This window comes from Streptomyces sp. NPDC046859, from assembly GCF_040645135.1.
Classification (GTDB): Bacteria; Actinomycetota; Actinomycetes; order Streptomycetales; family Streptomycetaceae; genus Streptomyces.
This window is the reverse complement of record NZ_JBEYXR010000038.1, coordinates 21115-39751: the sequence shown is the minus strand read 5'-3', so window position 1 is coordinate 39751 and position 18637 is coordinate 21115. Positions and strand designations below refer to the sequence as shown.

Here is an 18637-nt window from a genome sequence, read left to right as displayed (position 1 = left end):
TCGGGGGCCTGGGGGTGCACGCGGTCTGCGCGGCCCGGGGTGTGCGCCTTCTCGGTGCCGGTCGACGGAACCGAGGGGATTCGGCTGCGTGTCGCCCGACGGACACTCACAGTAGTCGCCTCCGCATCATGTGCGGTGGGCAGTTGACAAACTCCGGCAGGCGGCGTCCCGCTCTGGTATGAGGGCTCGTACGACAGACCGATAACCGGTCACGACACTCGTCCGGAAAGCAACAACGAACGATCAGAGCTGGTCAGAAGCAGCCACCGAGGCCAAGGGCGCAGGCATCCGACGCGACGGTCGTTCCCGGCCGGGGTCACGGCCTTCACGCCGCGAGGACCTCCCGCGAAGCGTCGAGGCATCCGGCGTACCGACCGCGCGCACCCCAGAGCGTCACCGGCTGTAGCGGCGCACTCGGCGATCCGAGCGCCCCCGCGCGCCTTCACACGCTCGGCGCAGTGCCCGGCTGTGCGCCTGACGACGCCCCGTGCCACCTTTGAGGGAAGGCGTTCGGGAAGGGTGATCGATGATCTTCTTCGGCCGGCCGACGGCTCCTCCGACGCGGGAAGCCTGACCCGTGTCGACCCCGGCGGTGACGCCGGCACCGACGCGTCTGTCCGTGGTGGCCGTGCTTCTGTCGTTCGCCGCGGGAGCCGGTGACGCGTTCGCGTTCGTCCAGCTCGGGGGCGTGTTCACCGCCAACATGACCGGCAGCCTCGTCCTGTCGGGCCTGACGAGCCGACCGGGGTACGGGTCCCTGGTGGCGGGGGCGGCCACCGCACTGGGAGCCTTCCTGATCGCGGTGTACCTGGCGTCCAAGGCCACACCGAGACGCCCCGGCGCGGGGTGGGGCCGTATCAGGGCCGTGCTGCTGGCCGTGGTGGCGCTCGACCTCGTGGTGCTGATCCTCAGGTCGGCGCAGTCCACCCCGGGCACCGCCCTCCGGCTGCTGATGCTCGCGGCGGCCGCGGGAGCGATGGGCGCCCAGACCGCCGCCGTCAAACGGTCGGCGCACGGCGCGGGTGTGACCACGACCTTCGTGACCGGCACCCTGACCAGCCTGGCGCAGGACGCCGCCGACGGCAGCTCCCGGCATGCGGGCGTCCGGGTGGGCGTCGTGGTGATGCTGGTCCTGGGCGCTCTGGCGGCGTCCGGGGCCATGGCGGTCGACGCCCGCCTCGGTCCCGCCGTGGCGGCCGCCGGCACCGCCGTCGCGATCCTCGCCCTCCCGAGGACGGGCAGCCCCAGGCCGTGACGCCCGCCGCCCGCTCGGGTCAGGCCGTCCGGGTCGGGTCACCGTCCCCGGTCGCGGTCAGCGCCCGCTCGCGAGGTCGAGGCCGCCCGTGGCCGTCGTGGTCCCGCCGTCGGTGCTCCGGGGAGGCTGCCAGGTCCGCGGGACGGGACCCGACACGGTCCGCCACCACGGCTCCAGGGGCGGCTCCCCCGCCGGTTCGAACGGCTGACCGGGCCGCGGGAAGGCCACCGCCTGGCCCGCCTCCTCGGCGGCGTCCCTCATCCACTCCCCCGGCTCCGCCCACGCGTGCGGTGCCAGGTTGAACGTGCCCCAGTGGATGGGGAGCAGCACCCCGCCGGGGGTGCCTCCCTGCAGATCGAGGTGGCTCCTCACGCCCTCGGCGGCCGTCATGTGGATGTCCGGCCAGAAGTCGGAGTAGGCGCCGACCTGGATCATCGTGGCGTCGAAGGGCCCGTGTGCGGCGCCGATGTCGCGGAAGCCGTCGAAGTAGCCGGTGTCACCGCTGTGGTAGATCCGGTGCTCCTGCGAGGCGACGACCCAGGACGCCCAGAGCGTGTGCTGGGTGTTGCGCAGCCCGCGGCCGCAGAAGTGGCGGGCGGGGGTGGCGGTGAGGGTGAGGCCGCCGACCCTGGTCGTCTCGTGCCAGTCCAGTTCGCGCAGCCGGTCGGCGGGGACGCCCCAGTGCTCGAGGTGGGCGCCGACGCCGAGCGGGACGGCGAAGAGGGTGCCGGTGCCGGCCAGCGCCTTGATCGTGGGGAGGTCGAGGTGGTCGTAGTGGTCGTGCGAGATGACGACGACGTCGACCGGGCCGAGCGCGGCGAGCGGAAGCGGCGCGGGATGCAGTCTCTTGGGCCCGGCGAACGGGAACGGCGAGCAGCGCTCGCCCCACACGGGATCGAACAGCACGCGGTGGCCGTCGATCTCGGCGAGGACACTGGAGTGCCCCATCCAGGTCAGGCGCAGTCCCGTGACGGGCGGCTTCGCGAGGTCGGCGTAGGTGGTGGGGTGTACCGGGACGGTGCCTTGCGGCACGCGCAGGGGCCGGGTGTCCTTGTCGAAGAAGACCTTCGCGAACTCCAGCATCGAGCCGGACGGTCTGATCCGCGCGGTCCCGCCTGGGTTCTGGAACACGCCGTCCCGGAAGTGCGGCGATCGGCGGATGCGCGCCATGCGCTCACCGCTGGGGTCCGCGCCGAAGGCCGTGGGCCGCAGGGCGCTCAGCCCGGCGCTCGGGAATCGGGAACCGGCCACAGTACCTCCAGGTGGAGTCGGTGGGGCTTCCATTATGGTCGGCCCACCGACGGTCCCCCGCGATCACCGGCCGACAGCCCCTGTCATCCCGAACGCCGGGTCCCCGGCGATCGTTCCCGCGGTCCGGCGGCGCACGCGCCGCATCCGTTGACATGTCCTTTCCTCCCTCGTGATACTGACCCGTCGTTCAGGAGCGAAGCGGCTCTCTCCCGGCCTCCCGGGCGCCCCGTCACCTCGCGGACGACCGCGCAGACCGCCGCCGACCCCGGAGTTCGCATGACCTCGCCCTTCCTGTCCCTCACCTGGACCGACCACGTCACGGGCCGCCAGGGCTTCCTGGTCGTGGACCGGCTGGTGCGCGGCGTCTCCAGCGGCGGACTGCGGATGCGGCCGGACTGCACGCTGGAGGAGATCGCCGGACTGGCCGCGGGCATGACCCTCAAGGAGGCGCTGCACTACGACCCGGACGCCCGGTACGTCCCGCTGGGCGGCGCCAAGGGCGGCATCGACTGCGACCCGCGGGACCCGGAGGCGTACGGACTGCTGGTGCGCTACCTGCGGGCGATGCGGCCGTACGTCGAGACGCTGTGGACCACGGGTGAGGACCTGGGGCTCAGCCAGGACGTGGTCGACCGGGCGGCCCGGGAGGCGGGGCTCGTCTCGTCCGTGCAAGCCGTGTACCCGTTGCTGGACGACGAGGCCGCCGCCCGTCGCCGGCTGGCCGAGGCGTTCGCGGTGGACGTCGACGGCATCGGGCTCGACGAGCTGGTGGGCGGCTGCGGCGTGGCCGAGTCGGTGCTCACCGCGCTGGACCGGGCCGGGGTGCCCCGCCGGCGGACCCGGGTCTCCCTGCAGGGCCTGGGCACGATGGGCGGGGCCACCGCGCGGTTCCTCGCGCGCGCGGGGCTCACCGTGGTGGCCGTCGCCGACATCAAGGGGACCATCGCCAACCCGGCGGGGCTGGACGTGGAGGCGCTGCTGGCGGCGCGGGACGGCTACGGGACGGTGGACCGTGCGGCGTTGCGCCCCGGCGACCGTGAGCTGCCGGGGGACGCCTGGCTGTCGACCGAGGCGGAGGTCCTGGTGCCGGCGGCCGTGTCGTACGCGGTGGACGCCGCCAACCAGGGCCGGATCAGCGCCCGCTGGATCGCCGAGGCGGCGAACATGCCCGTCCTGCCGGAGGCGGAGCTGCTGCTGGCCGCGCGGGGGGTCACGGTGCTGCCGGACGTCGTCGTCAACTCGGCCACGAACGCGTGGTGGTGGTGGACGCTGTTCGGGGACATCGGCCCGGACCCGGACGAGGCGTTCGCCCACACGCGGCGTGCGATGCGGGCCCTGACCGATCGCACGCTGGCCCGCGCGGAGGCCGACGGGACGACTCCCCGTGCCGCCGCGCACGCCATCGCCGCGGACCTGCTCCCGGTGATCACCGAACGGTTCGGCCGGCACCGCTGACGACCGGGGGTGCACCCCCTGGGGCGGTGCGGCCAGGCCGTAGGGTGACCGCGTGGCGAGGGCGAGAGTGCGGCTGAGCGTGGCGGAGCGGCGGGCGGAACTGCTGCGCGCCGCCGTGGAGCAGATAGAGGCGCGGGGGGTGGCGGCGGTCAGGATCGCCGACGTCGCCTCGGCGCTCGGGGTGAGCAACGCGCTGGTGCTCTACCACTTCGCCACGAAGGAGAAGCTGGTCGCGGCCGCGTTCGCGCACGCCGCCGAGGGCGACCTGGCGCGGCTGCGCAGGATCCTGGGCCGCCGCACGACGGCGGTACGGCGGCTGCGGGCGGCCGTGCGCTGGTACGCGCCGACCGGACAGGCCAAGGGCTGGCGGCTGTGGATCGAGGGCTGGGCGGCCGCGTTGCGCGAGACGGCCCTGCGGGAGGTCACGCGTGAGCTCGACCTGCAGTGGAAGAGCGCGCTCGCCGGGGTCCTCGCGGAGGGCGCGGCCGCGGGCGAGTTCAGCTGCCCGGACCCGGCGGCCGCCGCGCTGCGCCTGACCGCGCTCCTGGACGGTCTCGCCGTGCAGCTGACGTCGTATCCCGGGGCGCTGTCCCGCGCGCGGGCCCTGGAGTGGGTGGACGAGGCGCTGGCCCGGGAACTGGGCCTGGAGCGGACGGCGTTGACCGCCTCATCACGGTGAGCGGCCGCCCGCGACCATGACGGTCCCGGGCGGCTGCGCGCTCCCCCGGCCGTGCCGCCGGGCTCAGGCCACCGCCGCGATGCGCATCTTGATGTCGTACGCCGACAGCGCCCCCTTGGCCGTCACGTGGTCGCCCGACGACTCGCCGCGCAGGCGCCGCCCGATCCACGGCACCAGGTACTCGCGCGCCCACTGGACGTCGTCGCGCCGGATCTCCAGGGTCCCGCGGGGCGGGAGCGGCGGCCAGGGCTGGTCCGGGTCGGCCGGGATCTCCAGCCCGAGGACCTGGCCCGCGCGCAGCGCCACGCGCGTGTGCCCCTCGGGTGAGAGGTGGAGCCGGTCGCTGTCCCAGGCCCGGCGGTCCTGGACGGTCTTCAGGGACCACAGGTCGAGCACCGGGCAGCCGTAGCGGTCGGCGATGGCGCGTACGTGCCCGTTGTAGGTGGCGATCTTGCCGCGCAGGTGCTTCAGCACGGGCACGCCACGGGTGTCGAAGCCCGTCGTCACCATCACCGTGCCCGCGGCCGAGGCGAGCCGGGCGACGGCCCGTTCGAACCGTTCGGCCACTTCGTCGGGGTCGGTGCCGGGCCGCAGGATGTCGTTGCCGCCCGCGCAGAACGACACGAGGTCGGGGGCGAACTCGACGGCCTTGGGGACCTGTTCCGCCACGATCTGGTCGAGCAGTCTGCCGCGCACGGCGAGGTTCGTGTACCGGAAGTCGCCCTCGGGACGCCGGTCGGCCAGAAGGACCGCGAACCGGTCGGCCCAGCCGACGAACGCCCCGTCGGGGCCGGGGTCGCCGACGCCCTCGGTGAAGCTGTCCCCCACCGCGACGTACGACCCGATCACTGCTCTGCTGTCACTCTTCGAATCGTCTGCCACGTCGGGACATGATTCACCTTCCGATGTGACCTACGCGACCGTAGGAAGAGGTTGACGAACGGTGAGATAAGCCACTGCCAAAGCCTTCACCAAAGCCGGAATACGGCCTCTGGGCGGGACGTTGAGCGCCGGAACGCGACCCGTGCACACCCGGGACGACCGAAGGCCGGGCCCCGGGGATCGGGGTCCGGCCTTCGGCTGCGTGTCAGGCAGGTGGTGCGCGTGCGTGTCAGGCAGGTGGTGCGCGCCGTGCGGTGGGGCGGTCAGCCGATGGCGACGCCCTTGGAGCGGAGGTAGGCCACCGGGTCCACGTCCGAGCCGTAGTCGGGCGTGGTGCGGATCTCGAAGTGCAGGTGCGGGCCGGTCACGTTGCCGGTCGCGCCGGAGAGGCCGATCTGCTGGCCCGCGGTCACCGTCTGGCCGCTGGAGACGGACAGCGAGGACAGGTGGGCGTACTGGGCGTAGTAGCCGTCGGCGAGCCGGATGACGACCTGGTTGCCGTACGCGCCGCCCCAGCCGGCGGAGACGACGGTGCCGGCGCCGACCGCCTTCAGGGGCGTGCCGGTGGCGGCGGAGAAGTCCACGCCGGTGTGGTAGCCGCTGGACCACATGCTGCCGGCGACCTTGTAGGAGGTGCCGACGGCGGCGGTGGACACCGGGGCGGTGAAGCCGTTGACGGTGCTCGCCTCGTCGGCGCTCTGCGCGGCCGTGGCGGCCTTCTTCGGCGCGGTGGCCTTCTTCGGCGCGGCGGGCTTCGCGGACGGCTCGGACCGGGAGGTGGACGGGGCCGACGCCTTGGGTGCGGCGGTCGCGGCCTTGTCGCCGATCGAGAGCTTCAGACCCGGGTGGATGAGCGACGGGTCGGCGCCGACGGCCTCGCGGTTGTCGGCGTAGAGCTTCTTCCAGCCGCCGCGGACGTCCTGCTCGTCGGCGATCTTCGCCAGGTAGTCGCCGCGCTGCACCTCGTAGGTGCGCGTCTTCTGGGCGGAGGTCTTCTGCGCCGGGGCCTTCTCGGCGGCGACCTGGACGGACTGGACCGCCTTCTCCGGGACGGACTGGCCGGTCGCGGCGTGGGCGCCGGTGGCCCCGATCAGCGGCAGCGCGAGAGCGGCGCCACCGGTTCCGGCGACGGCGATCGTCCGGGTGAAGCGCAGGGACTTGGGACGGCGATGCTTACCCTTGGCGGGCATGGCGAATTCCTCTCCGGCGCCTGCGAGGTGAGCTGTCGGGTGCGGGCTGGAGATGCCCGGTCGCGTCGGGACGCGACTTGACCCCAAGCCTGTTCCGGGACCGGAACAGGCGATGTACCTGTGGGTCCCCCGCTCCTGCCGTGGACGGGTGAGTGTGCGCGGATTCCGGTCGGCGGCAGGATTCGGCGTCCGTCCGGATTGGTGGCGAACGTAAGCGAGAAAGACGCATGGGAACAAGTGAGGGGTTCCGACCGAATGCGTTCGTCTTGATCCCTTACGGGATCCACCGGTCACACTCCGTGTATTTCGAAGAGGTCGCCACCCTCGAATTCCCATGCGCGGCAGGCCGATTACGTGAACATGACGGGCGACGCACCGTCACCAGTATGACGCTCCTCACGTGACGTCGCTCCAGGTTTCCTTATTCCGGAGCGAGTTGGAATGAAGGCATCAATTCGGACAGAAAGCCTAGATGCGACGTCAACGGATATCCGGCACATCGAACCTTCGGCGCGAATCCGGCCGGAATCCCAGAGGGAGTCACGCCGCACTGCAGTCGAATCGGGATGAAACGCCCGCCATTGATGATGACATACGGCGACTTTGCCCGTTTCGGGCCATTGATCCTGAGCTGTCGCCTGTGGACAACTGAATGGCGCACACAGTCATGTCGTATCGTCAGAGGCGCACCTCGCCGGCCTCACCGCCGAGCCGCGCCGGCGGGGCCCACCGGGAGGAGCCCCCGTGACGCAGCAGATCCCGTCGACCGAGCCCGAACTGGCCGGTGTGCGCAACTTCCGCGACGTGGGCGGTCTGCCCACCGTGGACGGACGACGGGTGCGGCACGGCGTGCTGTTCCGCAGCGGCCACCTCGCCCACGCCACCCCCGAGGACGCCGCCTTCCTCGAGTCGCTGGGGCTGCACACGATCTTCGACTTCCGCAACGCGGCGGACCAGAAGCTGGAGGGCCCCGACGTCGAGCTGCCGGGTGTCCGCAATGTGAACCTGCCGCTGTCCGACCCCGCGGACGGCGCGGAGTTCTGGAAGATGGTCCGCGACGGCGACCTCGACCAGCTGCGGGAGATCCTGGCGGACGGCAAGGGCGCGGCCCGGATGATCGCCTCCTACCGCTCCATCGTCACGGAGCGCACCGGCGAGCACTCCCAGGTGCTGCGCTCCCTGGTGGAGGACAGCGTCCCGGCGCTGATGCACTGCGCGGCCGGCAAGGACCGCGCCGGCCTGTCCATCGCGGTCACGCTGCTCGCCGTCGGCGTCGAGCGGGAGGCGATCGTCGCCGACTATCTGAAGTCCAACGAGAAGCACCGCCGCTACAAGGTGCGGCGCGGCAGCAGCGCCCCCTCGGCCTACTCGCCCGAGGTCATGGAGCTGCTGAGCCCCCTCTTCGACGCACGGGCGGAGTACCTGAAGGCCGCCTTCGACACGATCGACGAGACGTGGGGCGACGTGGACACCTACCTGGAGCAGGGTCTGCGGCTCACCCCCGAGGCGCGGGAGCGCCTGCGGGAGCGGCTTCTCGACTGAGGGCGCGGGGTGCGCCTACTTCCCGCCGCCCGCCTCGAAGAGGAAGTAGACGAAGGCGGCGAAGACGTGCCCCACCGCGATGTAGATGATGAGCCGCACCCACAGGGCGCGGGGGAACTTCTCCTCCATGTCGGTCATGACGTCTCTCCAAAGGTGGGGCCCAGGCACAGGGTGGCCGTGGGGCTCTGCAACAGGGTGTGGACGAAGAGGAGCTCGGCGCCGCCGTCGTCCTCGGCGGCGAGCAGGTGTGGGGTGAGCGAGTCGAAGTGCGCGCTGTCCCCGGGGCCGAGCCGGTGCGTGGTGTCCCCGAGGCGCAGCCGCAGCCGCCCCTTGAGGACGTGGAGCCACTCCTCGCCGGGGTGCACGCGCACGATGTCGCCCTGCGAGCCGTACGGCACATGGACCCGGAGGGCCTGCATCCCGCGGCCGGGAACTCCGGCCTGCCAGTACGTCCAGCCGCCGGCGGCGGTGGGCTCCATGTCGGCGGCGCGCACGACGGCGTCCCGGTCCGGGACCCTCTCGCCGAGCAGCTCGCCGACCGTCGTACCGTAGACGCGGGCGAGCGCCAGCAGCATCGGCAGCGACGGCTGGCGCTGCCCGGTCTCGAGCCGGGAGAGATGGGCGGCCGACAACCCGGCGGCGCGGGCCGCGCCCTCCAGGGTGAGGGCCGCCCGGCGGCGCAGGGCCCGCAGCTGCGGCGCGACGGCCGGCAGCGACTCGGCCGGCCCGGTCGCTCCGTCACCGGGTTGGTTCTCGGGAGCGTTCATGCTCCCATTGAGCAGCAGACTTGCCTCACGGGCAAATTTTTTGCCTCAGGGGCAAAGCCGGTCCGGGGCGGGCCGCCCCGCGCTCACCTGTTGGCGACCGCCTGCTTGATCAGCGTCTTGCCGAAGTCCCACATGAGGCCCCCGCCGTTGTGGGCGTCGTCCATGACGTCCGTGAAGGCGTCGACGAACCGGTCCACCTCGCGTTCGCCGATGATCAACGGCGGGATCAGCTTGATGACCTCCAGGTGGTCCCCGGAGACCTGCGTGAGGATCCGGTGCCGCCGCAGCAGCGGCACGACCACCATCTGGGCGAACAGGCCCTTGCGCGCGGCCTGGAGCATCGTCCAGCGGCTGCGCAGCTTGAGCGAGTCCGGGCGGCCGAACTCGATGCCGATCATCAGGCCGCGTCCGCGCACGTCGGCGAGCAGCTCGTACTTGCCGGTGAGTGCGGCCAGCCGTGACTTCAGCAGCTCGCCGGTGGCCCGGACGCCCGCGACGATCTGCTCGTCCTCCATGACGGACAGGACGGCGAGCCCGGCCGCCATGGCCTGCGCGTTGGAGCCGAAGCTCGCCGAGTGGACGAGCACCCGGTCCATGGACGAGTAGACCTTCTTGAAGATCCAGTCCTTGCCGATCGTGGCGCCGACCGGCACATAGCCGCCGGAGAGCGCCTTGGCCACGCACACCAGGTCCGGTTCGACACCCTCCTCGTGCTGGTACGCGTAGAAGCAGCCGGTGCGGCCGAGGCCGGTCTGCACCTCGTCGGCGATGAGGAGCGCCTTGTGCCGGTGGAGCAGCTCCTGGGCGGCCCGCAGATAGCCGGGCGGGGCCTCGTGCACGCCCTTGCCCTGGATCGGTTCGACGATCAGCGCGGCCACGTCGCCCTTCTTCAGCTCCCGCGCCAGGGCGTCGATGTCGCCGAGCGGGACGGCCGTGTCGGGCAGCAGCGGCGCGAAGCCGTCCCGGAAACCCGACTCGCCGTTGACGGACAGGGAGCCGGTGGTCAGCCCGTGGAAGGCGTGGTCGCAGTACAGCACCCTGGGCCGGCCCGTGACGAACCGCGCGAACTTCAGGGCGGTCTCCACCGCCTCCGTGCCGCTGTTGCCGAAGAACACCCGGTCCAGGTGGGGGCTGTGGGCGAGCAGCCTCTCCGCCAGCAGCCCGGGCAGCGGCTGGCAGTCGAAGCGGGTGAGGTCGGCGAGCTGGGCGTCCAGCACGTCGTGCAGCGCCTTGCGGACGACGGGGTGATGGCGGCCCAGGCCCATCACCCCGAACCCGGCGAGCATGTCGAGGTAGTCGTCGCCGTCGGCGTCCCAGAAATAGGCGCCCTCGGCCCGCTCGTAGACCTTGTCGAAGCCGATGGTGTGCAGCATGCGCGGGAGCTGGTGGTTGAGGTACCGGGTGTGCAGCTCGTAGCGCTCGGCTCCGCGCTCGGCGAGGAGTCTGCCGAGGTCGAACTCGGTGGTCATTCAGCCTTCTCCTTGACTGACGCGACGGGACGGCCGGCGGGGCGGCCGGCGTCGGCGGGGCCACCGGCCGCCCCGTCGCCGTCGGACGGGTCGGACGAACCGCCCGCGGCTTCCTTCAGGGCCAGGCTCGCGCTGATCCGGCCGGCGACCTCGACGGGCGTGAGTCCGATGTCGGCCAGCACCTCACCCCGCTTGGCGTGCGCGAGGAACTGCTCCGGGATGCCGAACCGCCGCACCGGCACGTCCACGTCGGCGTCGCCGAGGGCGAGCGCCACGGCACTGCCCACCCCGGCCGAGCGGCTGTTGTCCTCGACGACGGCCACCAGCCGGTGCTGGGCGGCCAGCGGCGGGAGCGCCGGGTCGACGGGCTTGACCCAGCGGGGGTCGACGACGGTGCAGCCGATGCCGCGCGCCTCGAGCAGGTCGGCCGCCTGGAGGCACACCGGGGCCATCACTCCGACGGCGACGAGGAGGACGTCCTGCCCGGGTCCGCCGCGGTGCAGGACGTCCAGCCCGCCCAGCCGGTCGACGGCCGGGATCGACGGTCCGACCGACTCCTTCGGGAACCGCACCAGCGTCGGGGCGTCGTCCACGGCCACGGCCTCCCGCAGCTGCGCCCTCAGCTGGTCGGCGTCCCGGGGCGCGGCGATCCTGAGGCCGGGGACGACCTGGAGGATCGACATGTCCCACATGCCGTTGTGCGAAGGTCCGTCGACGCCCGTGACACCGGCCCGGTCCAGGACGAACGTCACCCCGCAGCGGTGCAGCGCGACGTCCATCAGTAACTGGTCGAAGGCGCGGTTGAGGAAGGTCGCGTAGACGGCGACGACCGGGTGCAGCCCGCCCGTGGCGAGGCCGGCCGCCGAGACGGCCGCGTGCTGCTCCGCGATCCCGACGTCCCAGACCCGGTCCGGGAACCGCTCCGCGAACTTGCCGAGGCCGACGGGATGCAGCATGGCCGCCGTGATCGCGACGACGTCCTCGCGCTCCTCGCCGATCCGGACGATCTCGTCGCCGAACACCGAGGTCCAGGACGGCCCGTTGGACGGCGCGAGCGGTTCGCAGGTCAGCGGGTCCATCACGCCGACGGTGTGGAAGTGGTCCTCCTCGTGGGCGAGGGCGGGTTCGTAGCCGCGTCCCTTCTCCGTGAGGCAGTGGACCAGCACCGGGCCGTGGAAGCGTTTGGCACGCCGCAGCGCCGACTCGACGGCCCCGACGTCGTGACCGTCGATGGGGCCGACGTACTTCAGGCCCAGGTCCTCGAACATGCCCTGGGGCGCGAAGGCGTCCTTGAAGCCCTTCTTCGCGCCGTGCAGGGACTCGTAGACCGTGTGGCCGACCAGCGGCGTGCGCAGCAGGACGTCCTTGCCCCAGGCCAGCACCTTCTCGTAGCCGTCGGTGGTGCGCAGGGTCGCCAGGTGGTTGGCGAGGCCGCCGATGGTCGGTGCGTACGAACGCTCGTTGTCGTTGACGACGACGATCAGCGGGCGGTCCTTGGCGGCCGCGATGTTGTTCAGCGCCTCCCAGGCCATGCCGCCGGTCAGCGCCCCGTCGCCGATGACCGCGACGACGTGCCCCCTCTCCCCCTGCACGTGGCGGGCCTTGGCGAGCCCGTCGGCCCAGCCGAGGGCGGTGGAGGCGTGGCTGTTCTCCACGATGTCGTGTTCGGACTCCTCACGGGAGGGGTAGCCCGACAGGCCCCCCTTTCCCCGCAGCTTGGAAAAGTCCTGACGCCCCGTCAGCAGCTTGTGCACGTAGCTCTGGTGACCGGTGTCCCACACGATGCGGTCGACCGGCGACTCGAAGACCCGGTGGAGCGCGACGGACAGTTCCACCACCCCCAGGTTGGGCCCGAGATGGCCCCCGGTCCTGGCGACCGCGTGCACCAGGAACTCCCTGATCTCGTCGGACAGTTCACCGAGTTCCGCCTCGGACAGCGCCTTCAGGTCACGTGGTCCCCGGATGCTCTCCAGAATCGTCATGCTCGGGCCCCCTCTCGGTCCGTGCCGTGCTTCAACTCACCGTCACTGCCGGTTTCCCCGTGCCGGTGGGGACGCCCGATGCGGCCCCGTCCCGTTCCATCCGCTCGGCCAGCTTCATGGCCTCCTCGATCAGGGTCTCCACGATCTTGGACTCGGGGACGGTCTTGATGACCTCGCCCTTGACGAAGATCTGGCCCTTGCCGTTGCCGGAGGCGACGCCGAGGTCGGCCTCGCGGGCCTCGCCGGGGCCGTTGACGACACACCCCATGACCGCCACCCGCAGCGGCACCTCCATGCCGTCCAGACCCGCGGTGACCTCCTCGGCCAGCTTGTAGACGTCGACCTGCGCCCGGCCGCACGACGGGCAGGAGACGATCTCCAGGCGCCGTTCCCGCAGCCCGAGCGACTGCAGGATCTGGATGCCGACCTTGACCTCCTCCGCGGGCGGGGCGCTCAAGGACACCCGGATGGTGTCGCCGATGCCCTGCGACAGCAGGGCACCGAACGCCACCGCGCTCTTGATGGTGCCCTGGAACGCCGGGCCGGCCTCGGTCACGCCGAGGTGCAGCGGGTAGTCGCACTGGGCGGCGAGCTGCTTGTACGCCTCGATCATGATCACCGGGTCGTTGTGCTTCACCGAGATCTTGATGTCCCGGAAGTCGTGCTCCTCGAACAGGGACGCCTCCCACAGCGCCGACTCCACCAGCGCCTCCGGCGTCGCCTTGCCGTACTTCTGCAGCAGCCGCCGGTCCAGCGACCCGGCGTTCACCCCGATCCGGATCGGCGTGCCGTGGTCCCTCGCGGCCCGCGCGATCTCCTTGACCTTGTCGTCGAACTGCTTGATGTTGCCCGGGTTCACCCGCACCGCCGCACAACCGGCCTCGATCGCCGCGAACACGTACTTCGGCTGGAAGTGGATGTCCGCGATCACCGGGATCTGCGACTTGCGGGCGATCGTCGCCAACGCGTCCGCGTCGTCCTGCGTCGGGCACGCCACCCGCACGATCTGGCAGCCCGACGCCGTCAGCTCCGCGATCTGCTGCAGCGTCGCACCGATGTCGGACGTGCGCGTCGTCGTCATCGACTGCACCGACACCGGGGCGCCGCCCCCGACCGCCACCGGGCCGACCTGGATCTGCCGGGACGCGCGTCGCTCGGCGATCGGCCGGGCCGGTACCTCGGGGACGCCCAAGGAGATGGCGGTCATGGGGTCACTCCCGGTTTCCGGAGACGGTCTCACGCATGGCGCGCAGCGACTCCTTCAGCGAGCCCATGGTGGCGAGGACGGCGGTGGGTTCGTAGCCGCAGTGCGCCATGCAGTTGGCGCAGCGCGGGTCCTTGCCGCGGCCGTACTTGTCCCAGTCGGTGTCCTCGATCAGCTCGCGGTACGTCGGGACGTAGCCGTCGCTCATCAGGTAGCAGGGGCGCTGCCAGCCGAAGAGCGAGTAGTTCGGGATCGCCCAGGCCGTGCACGGGAAGTCGACCTTGCCCTCGAGGAAGTCGAGGAACAGCGGCGAGTGGTTCAGCCGCCACCTGCGGCGGTTGCCGCCGGCGAAGGCCTTCTTGAACAGTTCGCGGGTCTGCTCGACGCCGAGGAAGTGCTCCTGGTCGGGGGCCTTCTCGTAGGCGTAGGCGGGCGAGATCATCATCTCGTCGACCTGGAGGTCGTCGTTGAGGAAGTTGAGCACCTCGATGACGGTCTGCGGGGTGTCGGTGTTGAAGAACGTCGAGTTGGTGGTGACCCGGAAGCCGCGCCGCTTGGCCTCCTTGATCGCCTCGACGGCCTCGTCGAAGACGCCCTCCTTCGCCACGGACTCGTCGTGGCGCTCGCGCAGGCCGTCGATGTGCACGGCGAACGCGAAGTACGGCGACGGCGTGAACTTGTCCATCTTCTTGCGCAGCAGCATGGCGTTGGTGCACAGGAAGACGTACTTGCGCTTGGCCACGAGCTGCCGCACGATCTCGTCGATCTGCGGATGCATCAGCGGCTCACCGCCGGCGATGGACACCATCGGCGCACCGGACTCCAGCACCGCGCCCACGGCCTGTGCCACGGGCATGCGCTGCTTCAGGACGCCCGCCGGGTGCTGGATCTTGCCGCAGCCCTCGCATTTGAGGTTGCAGGCGAACAGGGGTTCCAGCTCGACGATGAGGGGGAACTTGTCGCGCCTGCGGAGCTTCTGTTCGGCCAAGTAAGTAGCGACCTTGATGGACTGGCGCAGCGGCATGGCCATCTGGCTCACCTCCTGGGGAGCAGCAAGGAACGGTGCCATTCATAGAAAGCGGGCAGAACGGAACGAAGAACGCGGAAGGCCGATATTCCACCGCGCAATGTGCCGATCCGGACGAGCTCATGTTCTGGAGCGTCCACGACCACCCGGACGGCCGCAACCGGGCGCTCGCCCGTGCGTACGGCGCTCAGGAGCGTGGCCGCGGACTCCATGTCGACCGCGATCGCGCCGGTCGTGAGCAGATCGGACCGTTCCTGACCACGGACGACATGGTCCGAGCCGGTGAGCGGTCCGGTGTGGACGGTGCGGCCCGGGATGGACCGCGTGAGTGCTTCGACCAGTAGGTCGGTCCCCGTGCACGGAACGGTTCCCGCCGGATCCCGGGTCTCCTCGGCGACCACGAGGTCGCCGGGGTGCATCCCGGGGGCGAGGCCCGCGCAGAAGCCGGTGGCGAGGACGGCGGCCCCGGCCAGCGCCGGACCGGCCAGCAGACGGGTCACCGAGCGCTCGGCCGATCGGGGGCCCATGCCGGTGCGCAGCACGGTGACCGGCCCGCCGGCCCCGCCCCGGTCGCCGGTGCGCAGGGCGATCTGCTCGATGCCGAGCGCGCAGGCGATCAGCAGCGGGGCCGGGGCGGGCTGTGAGGTCATCCGCTCCCCTCGGCGTCGGCCGCGGGGGCGGTCGCCTTGCCGGCGAAGGGTTCTCCGTGCAGGTACCGGCCGAGCGCGGTCAGCGGGAAGACCTGCCGGTAGAGGTGGTAGTTGATCGAGAAGTCCCAGGGGAAGCCGGTGCCGGTGAAGTACGGCTCGTCCCAGGAGCCGTCCGGCCGCTGGGTGGCGGCGAGCCACTCGACGCCGCGCTCGACGGCCTTGGAGTTCCTCTCCCCCGCCGCCAGGAGCGCCATCAGCGCCCAGGCCGTCTGCGACGCCGTCGAGGCGCCTCTGCCGCTCCACTCCTTGACGTACTTGTAGGAGCGCAGGTCCTCGCCCCAGCCGCCGTCCTCGTTCTGGACGGACTCCAGCCAGGCGACGGCCCGGCGGATCGCCGGGTGGGAGCCGGGGAAGCCGGCGGCCGCCAGGGCCGGGACGACGGACCCGGTGCCGTAGAGGTAGTTGACGCCCCAGCGCCCGAACCACGAGCCGTCAGACTCCTGTTCGGCGAGCAGCCACGCGATGCCGCGCCGGGTGCGCGGGTCGTGGGCGAGCCCCTCGACGGCGAGCATCTCGACGACGTGCGCCGTCACGTCCGCCGACGGGGGGTCGATGACCTCGCCGAAGTCGCAGAACGGCAGCCGGTTCGGGAAGGGGCTGGTGTTGTCGACGTCGAAGGCGCCCCAGGCCCCGTCGCGGGACTGCATGCCGAGGTTCCAGCGCACCCCGCGGCCGATCGCGCGTTCCATCCGCTCGGGGTCGTGGTGGCGGACCCTCCGCAGCGCGAGGACCACCTCGGCGGTGTCGTCGATGTCGGGATAGTTGTCGTTGTGGAACTCGAAGGCCCAGCCGCCGGGCGGCAGTTGGGGACGCCGGACCGCCCAGTCGCCGGGCCGGACGATCTCCTCGCCCAGCATCCAGTCGGCGGCCTTGACGAGTTGCGGGTGGTCGGCCGGCAGTCCCGCGTCCGCCAGCGCGATGGTGGCCAGACAGGTGTCCCACACCGGTGACTGGCACGCCTCGACCATCCGGGCGCCGTCCTCGCGCCACACGGCGAAGCGGTCCAGGGACGCCAGTCCCTCGCGCATGACCGGGTGCTGGAGGTCGTAGCCGAGCAGGTGCAGCGCGATGATCGAGTACACCGCCGGGGGCTGGATGCCGCCCCAGCAGCCGTCGTTCTCCTGGCGTTCGATGATCCAGCGGGCGGCGCTGTTCATGGCCGCCTTGCGCAGTCTGCGCGGCGCGATCTTGCGCAGCTGGTGCAGGGCCTTGTCCAGCCGCTGGAAGGCGCCGTCCCAACTCGCCACCGGCGCGAGCGGCTTGGGCGGGTTGGGGTGCGCCGGGTCGGTGTGCAGCTCGTCGAGCGGGAAGGGCGCGGGGCGCACCGGGCGCTTCGCGGAGACGATCGTCAGCGGGACGATGGTCTGCCGGGCCCAGCAGCCGAAGTCGTAGATGTTGAGCGGTACCCAGGTGGGGAAGTAGATGAGCTCCGGCGGGAGTTCGGGCAGGTCCTCCCACTTCCACCAGCCGAACAGGGCCAGCCAGATACGGGTGAACACCCGGGCCTCGGCGATGCCGCCCTGTGCCCGGATCCAGGCGGAGGCCTTCGCCATGTGCGGCGCGTCGGGCGCGTCGCCGGCCAGCCGCAGGGCGACGTACGCCTCGATGGTGGTGGACAGTTCGCCCGGACCGCCGTAGAAGGTGGCCCAGGTCCCGTCGTCGCGCTGCTCGCCGCGGACGAAGAGCGCGGCGGCTCGGGTGGTCTCCTCGTCCCGGATGCCGAGGAACTGACGCAGCAGCAGGTCCTCGGCGTCCATGGTGACGTTCGTCTCGAGGTCGCCCTTCCACCAGCCCTCGGGGTCCTGGCGGGCCAGGAGGAAGTCGGTGGCGCGGCGGACGGCGCGTTCGGCGGCCTCGTGCGCCCCGGCCGCCAGGGGGGTCTCGCTGTGGATGTCACTGGCCGCGGCGGCCCGGGGCGGCGGGGCCCCGGTGCTTCCGTCGGTCGTCGCTGTCATGGCTTCCCCTTCGTGCAGTGCTGCAAGCGGTGCGTCTGCTGTGGGTCCGCCGTCGGCCGGGGCGCTGCGTCCAGCGCCACCGGCCGGCGACTACGCGAGGACTATTCGACCGATACCGATCATCTCTCTTCCCCCGGTGGTGTTCATCTCTTGCGGACGACCACGAAGTCGGCGAGCGCCGTGAACTGCGCCCGGACGCGCTCGGGCATGTCGACGGCGTCGAGGGCCTCGACGGCGATGGTGTGCTGGCGGCGTGCCTCCCCGGCCGTCCACTCGCGGCCGCCCGCCTCCTCGATCAGGGCGGCGCGGGCCGCGAACTCCTCCTCGGAGAAGTTCTCGAAGTCGCTGCTCTTGGCGTCGGCGGCGAGCATCTCGCCGAGCCGGTCCGAGGCGCTGCCGCCCGCGGCGAGCGCGGCGACGACCGGCAGGGACTTCTTGCGCTGGCGCAGGTCGCTCCAGGTCTGCTTGCCGGTGGCGTCCGGGTCGCCCCAGATGCCGAGCAGGTCGTCGACGGCCTGGAAGGCGAGGCCGAGGTGGTAGCCGTACTTCTCCAGGGTGTCGGCGGTCCGCTCGTCCGCGCCGCCGAGGACCGCGCCGATGGAGGAGGCGCAGGCCAGCAGGGCGCCGGTCTTGTTGCCCTCCATCTCCAGGCACTCCTCGACGCTGACGCGGTCGCGGTGCTCGTAGGAGATGTCCTGGGCCTGACCGTCGATCAGGGCGCGGGTGGCGGTGGTGAGCCGGCGGGCGGCGCGGCCGGCCTCGACGGTGCCGAGTTCGAGCAGGACCTCGTTGGCGAGGGCGAACAGGGCGTCGCCGACGAGGATGGCCTGGGCGGGGCCGTGCACCTTCCAGACGGTGTCGCGGTGCCGGCGCTGCTCGTCGCCGTCCATCAGGTCGTCGTGCAGCAGGGAGAAGTTGTGGACCAGTTCGACGGCGACGGCCCCGGGGATGCCGACCTCGGGGGCGGCGCCGGTGACCTCGGCGGAGAGCACCGCCAGGGCGGGGCGTACGGCCTTGCCGCCGTCGCCGGCCGTGGGGTTGCCGTCGGCGTCGATCCAGCCGAAGTGGTAGGCGGAGACGGTGTCCATGGGAGGGGCCAGGCGGTCGATCGCCGTCCGCAGTACCGGTGTGGCCAGGGTCCTCCCGCGCTCCAGGAGCGCGGTCACGTCGACCGCGGTCTCTCGAGCGGCCATCTCGGCCGGGGGCACAGTGGGCACGGTCTCTCCTCTTGTTGCGGTACCGGGGGTGCGGGAGCCTGCCGCCGCGTGC

Annotated in this window: 16 protein-coding genes and 1 riboswitch; of the genes, 4 read left to right on the top strand and 12 right to left on the bottom strand. The window is 71.9% G+C overall.

What is annotated here, in order from left to right; all coding sequences use genetic code 11:
• Positions 1-577 precede the first annotated feature (577 nt).
• Positions 578-1255, top strand: a complete 678-nt coding sequence (locus ABZ899_RS33995) for a DUF1275 family protein (RefSeq protein WP_361354013.1) — start codon at positions 578-580, stop codon at positions 1253-1255.
• A 57-nt stretch (positions 1256-1312) separates the two neighbouring features.
• On the opposite strand, the gene ABZ899_RS33990 is transcribed toward ABZ899_RS33995, so the two are convergent.
• Positions 1313-2506, bottom strand: a complete 1194-nt coding sequence (locus ABZ899_RS33990; protein WP_361354010.1) for an MBL fold metallo-hydrolase — start codon at positions 2504-2506, stop codon at positions 1313-1315.
• A gap of 276 nt (positions 2507-2782) precedes the next feature.
• Between ABZ899_RS33990 and ABZ899_RS33985 the strand changes: the two genes are divergently transcribed.
• Together ABZ899_RS33985 and ABZ899_RS33980 are read left to right on the top strand one after the other, a co-directional pair.
• Positions 2783-3961, top strand: coding sequence for a Glu/Leu/Phe/Val dehydrogenase dimerization domain-containing protein (locus ABZ899_RS33985; RefSeq protein WP_361354007.1), 1179 nt, complete (start codon positions 2783-2785; stop codon positions 3959-3961).
• A 67-nt stretch (positions 3962-4028) separates the two neighbouring features.
• Positions 4029-4640 (top strand): TetR/AcrR family transcriptional regulator, encoded by a 612-nt coding sequence (locus ABZ899_RS33980; protein ID WP_361354076.1) that lies wholly within the window; start codon positions 4029-4031, stop codon positions 4638-4640.
• A 63-nt stretch (positions 4641-4703) separates the two neighbouring features.
• Here the strand turns inward: ABZ899_RS33980 and ABZ899_RS33975 are convergent, their stop codons facing one another.
• Both ABZ899_RS33975 and ABZ899_RS33970 read right to left on the bottom strand, forming a co-directional pair.
• The gene (locus tag ABZ899_RS33975) at positions 4704-5489 is read right to left on the bottom strand and encodes an SGNH/GDSL hydrolase family protein (protein ID WP_361354073.1); all 786 of its coding nucleotides are present in this window, start codon (positions 5487-5489) and stop codon (positions 4704-4706) included.
• A gap of 296 nt (positions 5490-5785) precedes the next feature.
• The gene (locus tag ABZ899_RS33970; RefSeq protein WP_361354004.1) at positions 5786-6712 is read right to left on the bottom strand and encodes a LysM peptidoglycan-binding domain-containing M23 family metallopeptidase; all 927 of its coding nucleotides are present in this window, start codon (positions 6710-6712) and stop codon (positions 5786-5788) included.
• Between the two features lie 4 nt (positions 6713-6716).
• Positions 6717-6873, bottom strand: a riboswitch (cyclic di-AMP (ydaO/yuaA leader).
• Between the two features lie 583 nt (positions 6874-7456).
• Here ABZ899_RS33970 and ABZ899_RS33965 point away from each other — a divergent pair.
• On the top strand, positions 7457-8254 hold the full coding sequence (locus tag ABZ899_RS33965) for a tyrosine-protein phosphatase (RefSeq protein WP_361354001.1): 798 nt from the start codon (positions 7457-7459) through the stop codon (positions 8252-8254).
• A gap of 15 nt (positions 8255-8269) precedes the next feature.
• On the opposite strand, the gene ABZ899_RS33960 is transcribed toward ABZ899_RS33965, so the two are convergent.
• The 9 genes from ABZ899_RS33960 to ABZ899_RS33920 form a co-directional block, all read right to left on the bottom strand.
• On the bottom strand, positions 8270-8392 hold the full coding sequence (locus tag ABZ899_RS33960; RefSeq protein WP_062668824.1) for a DUF6126 family protein: 123 nt from the start codon (positions 8390-8392) through the stop codon (positions 8270-8272).
• On the bottom strand, positions 8389-9021 hold the full coding sequence (locus tag ABZ899_RS33955; protein WP_361353998.1) for an XRE family transcriptional regulator: 633 nt from the start codon (positions 9019-9021) through the stop codon (positions 8389-8391). The genes ABZ899_RS33960 and ABZ899_RS33955 overlap by 4 nt, the downstream gene beginning before the upstream one ends.
• 83 nt (positions 9022-9104) lie before the next feature.
• Positions 9105-10490, bottom strand: a complete 1386-nt coding sequence (locus tag ABZ899_RS33950) for an aspartate aminotransferase family protein (protein WP_361353995.1) — start codon at positions 10488-10490, stop codon at positions 9105-9107.
• Positions 10487-12472, bottom strand: a complete 1986-nt coding sequence (gene dxs, locus ABZ899_RS33945; protein WP_361353992.1) for a 1-deoxy-D-xylulose-5-phosphate synthase — start codon at positions 12470-12472, stop codon at positions 10487-10489. The genes ABZ899_RS33950 and dxs overlap by 4 nt, the downstream gene beginning before the upstream one ends.
• Before the next feature lie 31 nt (positions 12473-12503).
• Positions 12504-13679 carry a flavodoxin-dependent (E)-4-hydroxy-3-methylbut-2-enyl-diphosphate synthase gene (gene ispG, locus ABZ899_RS33940; RefSeq protein ID WP_361353989.1) on the bottom strand — a complete coding sequence of 392 codons (1176 nt, stop codon included), beginning with the start codon at positions 13677-13679 and terminating at the stop codon, positions 12504-12506.
• A gap of 4 nt (positions 13680-13683) precedes the next feature.
• Positions 13684-14706 carry an adenosyl-hopene transferase HpnH gene (hpnH, locus tag ABZ899_RS33935; protein ID WP_361353986.1) on the bottom strand — a complete coding sequence of 341 codons (1023 nt, stop codon included), beginning with the start codon at positions 14704-14706 and terminating at the stop codon, positions 13684-13686.
• 5 nt (positions 14707-14711) lie between these two features.
• On the bottom strand, positions 14712-15353 hold the full coding sequence (locus ABZ899_RS33930; protein ID WP_361353983.1) for a 1-hydroxy-2-methyl-2-butenyl 4-diphosphate reductase: 642 nt from the start codon (positions 15351-15353) through the stop codon (positions 14712-14714).
• Positions 15350-17368 (bottom strand): squalene--hopene cyclase, encoded by a 2019-nt coding sequence (gene shc, locus ABZ899_RS33925; protein ID WP_361353980.1) that lies wholly within the window; start codon positions 17366-17368, stop codon positions 15350-15352. Before shc ends, ABZ899_RS33930 begins: the two co-directional genes overlap by 4 nt.
• Before the next feature lie 143 nt (positions 17369-17511).
• The gene (locus ABZ899_RS33920) at positions 17512-18576 is read right to left on the bottom strand and encodes a polyprenyl synthetase family protein (RefSeq protein WP_361354070.1); all 1065 of its coding nucleotides are present in this window, start codon (positions 18574-18576) and stop codon (positions 17512-17514) included.
• Between the last annotated feature and the right edge of the window lie 61 nt (positions 18577-18637).

Coding starts and splice junctions, on each gene's coding strand:
- ABZ899_RS33930 (WP_361353983.1), bottom strand. CDS start 15,353: ATGACCTCACAGCCCGCCCCGGCCCCGCTGCTGATCGCCTGCGCGCTC.
- ABZ899_RS33955 (WP_361353998.1), bottom strand. CDS start 9,021: ATGAACGCTCCCGAGAACCAACCCGGTGACGGAGCGACCGGGCCGGCC.
- dxs (WP_361353992.1), bottom strand. CDS start 12,472: ATGACGATTCTGGAGAGCATCCGGGGACCACGTGACCTGAAGGCGCTG.
- ABZ899_RS33970 (WP_361354004.1), bottom strand. CDS start 6,712: ATGCCCGCCAAGGGTAAGCATCGCCGTCCCAAGTCCCTGCGCTTCACC.
- ABZ899_RS33950 (WP_361353995.1), bottom strand. CDS start 10,490: ATGACCACCGAGTTCGACCTCGGCAGACTCCTCGCCGAGCGCGGAGCC.
- ispG (WP_361353989.1), bottom strand. CDS start 13,679: ATGACCGCCATCTCCTTGGGCGTCCCCGAGGTACCGGCCCGGCCGATC.
- hpnH (WP_361353986.1), bottom strand. CDS start 14,706: ATGGCCATGCCGCTGCGCCAGTCCATCAAGGTCGCTACTTACTTGGCC.
- ABZ899_RS33960 (WP_062668824.1), bottom strand. CDS start 8,392: ATGACCGACATGGAGGAGAAGTTCCCCCGCGCCCTGTGGGTGCGGCTC.
- shc (WP_361353980.1), bottom strand. CDS start 17,368: ATGACAGCGACGACCGACGGAAGCACCGGGGCCCCGCCGCCCCGGGCC.
- ABZ899_RS33985 (WP_361354007.1), top strand. CDS start 2,783: ATGACCTCGCCCTTCCTGTCCCTCACCTGGACCGACCACGTCACGGGC.